Annotated in this window: 3 protein-coding genes; all 3 read left to right on the top strand. The window is 66.6% G+C overall.

Annotation, left to right across the window (positions count from 1 at the left end; genetic code table 11):
- Window positions 1-650 (top strand): YbfB/YjiJ family MFS transporter (locus AC1DYD_RS41060; protein ID WP_478178440.1); only part of this gene is annotated, 650 nt, incomplete at its 5' end.
- Window positions 651-661: 11 nt separating this feature from the next.
- Window positions 662-1,258 (top strand): carboxymuconolactone decarboxylase family protein, encoded by a 597-nt coding sequence (locus AC1DYD_RS41065; protein WP_478178441.1) that lies wholly within the window; start codon window positions 662-664, stop codon window positions 1,256-1,258.
- A 558-nt stretch (window positions 1,259-1,816) separates the two neighbouring features.
- The coding region (locus AC1DYD_RS41070; RefSeq protein ID WP_478178442.1) for an Ig-like domain-containing protein at window positions 1,817-5,140 on the top strand (3,324 nt) is incomplete at its 3' end.

The raw sequence follows: 5,140 nt of genomic DNA on the forward strand, positions 1-5,140 counted from the left end.
GGGTCGCGGCGCTGATGCCGCGCGGGGCCGCTCCGGTTGCCGCGGCGGCGCGAGGGGCGGCGCCGGGCGGCGCTTCGTCCGGCGACGCTTCGTGGGGGCTGGTGGTCTGCTATGGCGTGCTCGGCTTCGGCTATATCCTGCCCGCCACCTTTCTCCCGGTGCTGGCACGCGCGGTGGTGGACGACCCCTCGGTGTTCGGCGCGGCCTGGCCGGTGTTCGGTGCCGCCGCCGCGTCGTCGACGCTGTTCGCAGGCGCGCTGATGTCGGGTCTCTCGCGCCGGCATGTGCTGGCGGGCAGCCACCTGCTGATGGCGCTGGGCTGCCTGCTGCCGGCGCTGCACCTGTCGACGGGCACCGTGCTCGCGGCCGCGCTGCTGGTCGGGGGGACTTTCATGGTCGCCACCATGGCCGGCATGCAGGAGGCGAAGGCCACCGCGCTGGGCGATCCGGCACGCGCGCTCGGCCGCATGACCGCGGCCTTCGCCATCGGCCAGATGGCCGGGCCGGTGTTGTCGTCGGCCCTGAGCGGCGGGGCGCAGGGCTTCGGCGGACTCTTCGTCGCGCTGGCAACCGGCGCCGTGGCGCTGATCGTCAGCGCCGCCTGGCTGCTGCGCCGGCCGGTGCCAGGCGCTCGACCATCATTGAACTGAAAGGAACCTGCATGCTGATCCGACAAGGCCATACCGAACCCTGGGCTGAGCGCCTGCCGCTGCCCGCCGCCGAAGCGATGACCGAGGCACAGCGCGCGGCTGCGCAAGCGCTGATCGACGGCCCGCGCAAGGCCGTCTTCGGTCCCTTCGTGCCGCTGCTGCAAAGCCCGGTGCTGATGGAGCGCGTCGGCAGCCTCGGCGAGTACCTGCGCTTCGCCAGCGCGCTCGATGCACGCGTGCGCGAGCTGGTGATCTGCGCGGTCGCGCGCCATGTCGGCAACCAGTTCGAATGGGTCCTGCATGCGGCGGCCGCCGTCAAGGCCGGCGTCGATGCCGACGCCATCGAGGCGCTGCGCCTCGGCCGCCGGGCGACACCGCTGGCCGACGACGAGCAACTGGCGCTCGACTTCGCGCTCGAGCTGCTGCGGCACCATGGGGTCAGCGAGCCGACCTACGCGGCGGCCGAGGCCAGCTTCGGCAAGGCGGCGGTGGTCGATCTCGCCGCGCTGGTGGGCTATTTCACGATGGTCTGCTGGATCATGAACACGGCCCATACGCCGGTCGAGGGGGGCGAGGGGCAACGGGGGCTGGCGGCCTTTCCGCTCTAGGAGCGCAGCAGGGCAATCGACGATGAATGCCAGGTGGGCGAACCACAGCTGCGCGGTGCCTGTCCCATCTCGGCGGTCTATCTACCGATGTCGCTCGCGTACTTCTTTTTTTTCCGCCGGCCATGTCGTACCGGGGGCCATTGGCGACTTCGCACTTCGTAGGTTCTTTCGAGCCTTTTTTATTCTCGATGTTCACAAAGATCGAGGAATTTTAAAGGTCGAGAGTCGAATATGTTTGCCGAAACGGCTTGAATCAATTGCAGATGACGGGCGAAAAGAAATAAATTTGAATTTGATGGTTGGCCGCGTTGCCATTTGTGACTTATGTCACGTTCGCTGCGCCCGGCTTGCTCGGGATGTACGACGTCGGTGTTGTTTTCATTGGATTTCCAGAGGAATTTTCAGAGAAATCTCAAAGCTTTCGATGCGTGGTTACAACATACTAAATGTTGATTATTTCCATTTGCTGCGGCTGTTGTCATCGGCGGCAATTCGGCAAATAAACCGAGCCCACTGGAAATTTGTTCCGGGCATTTCTGAACCATTCATCGCGAACTCATGGCTACGATCACCATCATCGACAAGAAGAATGCTGCAGCCAGCAGCGTTTCCAGTGCAAATATCTCGCTGACCTCGGCTTCGGTCGTCCAACTCGCTCTCCCGCGTGCGCAGATCAAGACCTTCAAGCGCGAGGGCAACGACCTCGTGGTGGTTACGCAGTCGGGCGAGGTCATCACGATCAAGAACTTCTTCCAGTCTTTCGATGGGGCCTCCAGCAATCTGGTGCTGCAAGGCGACGACAAGAGCCTGTGGCTGGCCGCCTTCCCGGAGGGTCAGGGCGAACTGACGGTCGGCTTCTCCAGCATCGACTCGATCGAGCCGCTCATGCTGCAGCAGGATTTCGATCTCGGCGCGCTGGCGTGGGTGCTGGGTGGCGGCCTTGCGGCGGGTGCGGCTGTGTCGGCCGCCAGCGGCGGTGGTGGATCCGGCTCGCCCTTGTTCCTCGACCTCGACACGACGGCGCCCGCCGCGCCGGTGCTCCAGATCGGTCGAGATGCCTCGGGTTCGCTGGTCGTGACAGGCCAGGCCGAGCCGGGCAGCACGGTGCAGATTCGTTTTCCCGATGGCAGCACGAAGTCGGTTGCGGTCGGTGAAGACGGCAATTTCAAGGTGATTTCGGACGGCACCCAGCCGAGCGGCGACGTGATCGGGAGCGCGGTCGATGGTTCCGGAAACAAGAGCGCCGATACGGTGGTTCCTCATGACGCCGGCGACACGGAAGCACCGGACGCTCCTTCGGTCACCGAGAACAACGGCAACGGAATCGGGGGCACTGGCGAGCCGGGCAGCATCATCAAGATCACCGACGGCGATGGCAACGTGTCCTCGACCGTGGTCGATCCCGACGGCAACTGGCGCATCGAGCCGAATCCGCTGCCTGAAGGCGAGCCGGGCACGATCGAGGCGATCGACGAGTCGGGCAACAAGTCCGAGCCGGTCGAGATCGTGGGCGGTGACCAGACGGCGCCCGTCATCGGCGTCGAGATCGTCAGCGATGCCAACAACGATGGTGTCATCAGCGGCCCCGAGCTGGGTGCCGGCATTCAGGTCAAGGTGAGCCTGGTCTCCGGCGCATCGGCCGGTGACGTGATCGCCGTGACCGATGGCACGAACATCATCAACGTCACGCTGGGCGCGGCCGACGTGACCAACGGCTTCGTCATCGTGAGCCTGCCGACGCCGGCCGATGGCGCGACTCTCAACGTGAGCGCGATCAGCACCGACCTGGCGGGGAACGTCTCCGCCGTGGCGACGGACTCGGCCGTCCTCGACATCACGCCGCCGGAGGCACCGACCATTGCGGTCGATGCCATCACGGCGGACAACGTGATCAACAACGCGGAAGCGGCTTCGACTGTGGCGGTGAGCGGCACGACCACCGGCACGCAAGCCGGCGACGTGGTCGCCCTGGTGGTCAACGGCACGACCTACAGCGGCACCGTGGACGCAGACGGCGCCTGGAGCATCGAGGTGGCGGGCTCGGACCTGGCAGCAGATGCCGACACCACCGTCGAAGCCAGCGTCACCACCCGCGATGCAGCCGGCAACAGCGCCAGCGGCAGTGCTTCGCACGCTTACGGCGTCAGCTCGACGGTGCCCACCATCACGGTGGGCGGCCCGATCGCGGGCGACGGTGTGATCAACGCAGCCGAGGCCGAAGCCCTGGTGGTGAGCGGCACGACCACGAATGTGGAAGACGGCCAGACGGTCACGCTGACCTTCAGCGACGGCGTGAACAGCGTGGTCGTGACGGGCACGGTCATGGGCGGCGTGTGGACGGCCGAGGCGGCCGACCTCAGCGGCCTGACCAACGGCACGATCACGGTCACGGCCAACGTCAGCAACGCGGCTGGCAACCCGGCCAGCGACAGCGACAGCGCCGAGCTGGACATCACGCCGCCGGCGGCCCCGACCATTGCGGTCGAAGCCATCACGGCGGACAACGTGATCAACAACGCCGAAGCGGGTGCGACCGTGGCGGTGAGCGGCACGACCACCGGCACGCAAGCCGGCGACGTGGTCACGCTGGTGATCAACGGCGTCAGCTACAGCGGCACCGTGGACGCAGGCGGCGCCTGGAGCATCGACGTGGCAGGTTCGGATCTGGCCGCAGACGCCGACACCACGGTCGAAGCCAGCGTGGTGACCCGCGATACGGCTGGCAACAGCGCCAGCGGCAACGCCTCGCACGCCTACGGCGTCAGCTCGACGGTGCCCACCATCACGGTGGGCGGCCCGATCGCGGGCGACGGCGTGATCAACGCCGCCGAGGCCGAGGCTCTGGTGGTGAGCGGCACGACCACGAACGTGGAAGACGGCCAGACGGTCACGCTGACCTTCAGCGATGGCGTGAACAGCGTGGTGGTCACGGCCTTCGTCAACGGTGGTGTGTGGACGACCTCGGCCGCCGATCTCAGCGGCTTGACCAGCGGCACGATCACGATCACGGCGAACGTCAGCAACGCAGCTGGCAACCCGGCGAGCGACAGCGACAGCGCCGTGCTGGAAATGACGCCACCATCGATGCCTGTCGTGACCGAGAACAACGGCAACGGCCTGGGCGGCACGGGCGAAGAAGGCAGCACCGTGGTCGTCACCGATGGTGGCGGCAATGTCGTGGGCAGCGCCGTGGTGGATCCGGACGGCAACTGGCGCATCGAGCCGAACCCGCTGCCCGAAGGCGAGCCGGGCACGATCGAGGCGATCGACGACTCGGGCAACAAGTCCGAACCGGTCGAGATCGTGGGTGGTGACCAGACGGCGCCCGTCATCGGTGTCGAGATCGTCAGCGATGCCAACAACGATGGTGTCATCAGCGGCCCCGAACTGGGTGCCGGCATTCAGGTCAAGGTGAGCCTGGTCTCCGGCGCAGCGGCCGGTGACGTGATCGCCGTGACGGATGGTGCCAACACGGTCAACGTCACGCTGGGCGCGGCCGACGTGACCAACGGCTTCGTCATCGTGAGTCTGCCGACGCCGGCCGATGGCGCGACTCTCAACGTGAGCGCGACCAGCACCGACCTGGCGGGCAACGTCTCCGCTGAGGCGACGGACTCGGCTGTCCTCGACATCACGCCGCCGACGGCCCCGACCATTGCGGTCGACGCCATCACGGCAGACAACGTGATCAACAACGCGGAAGCGGGTGCGACCGTGGCGGTGAGCGGTACGACCACCGGCACGCAAGCGGGTGACGTGGTCACCTTGGTGATCAACGGCGTGACCTACAGCGGCACCGTGGACGCAGACGGCGCCTGGAGCATCGACGTACTTGGTTCGGATCTGGCCGCAGACGCCGACACCACGGTCGAAGCCAGCGTG

It is taken from the genome of Variovorax sp. P4_B11, assembly GCF_056402355.1.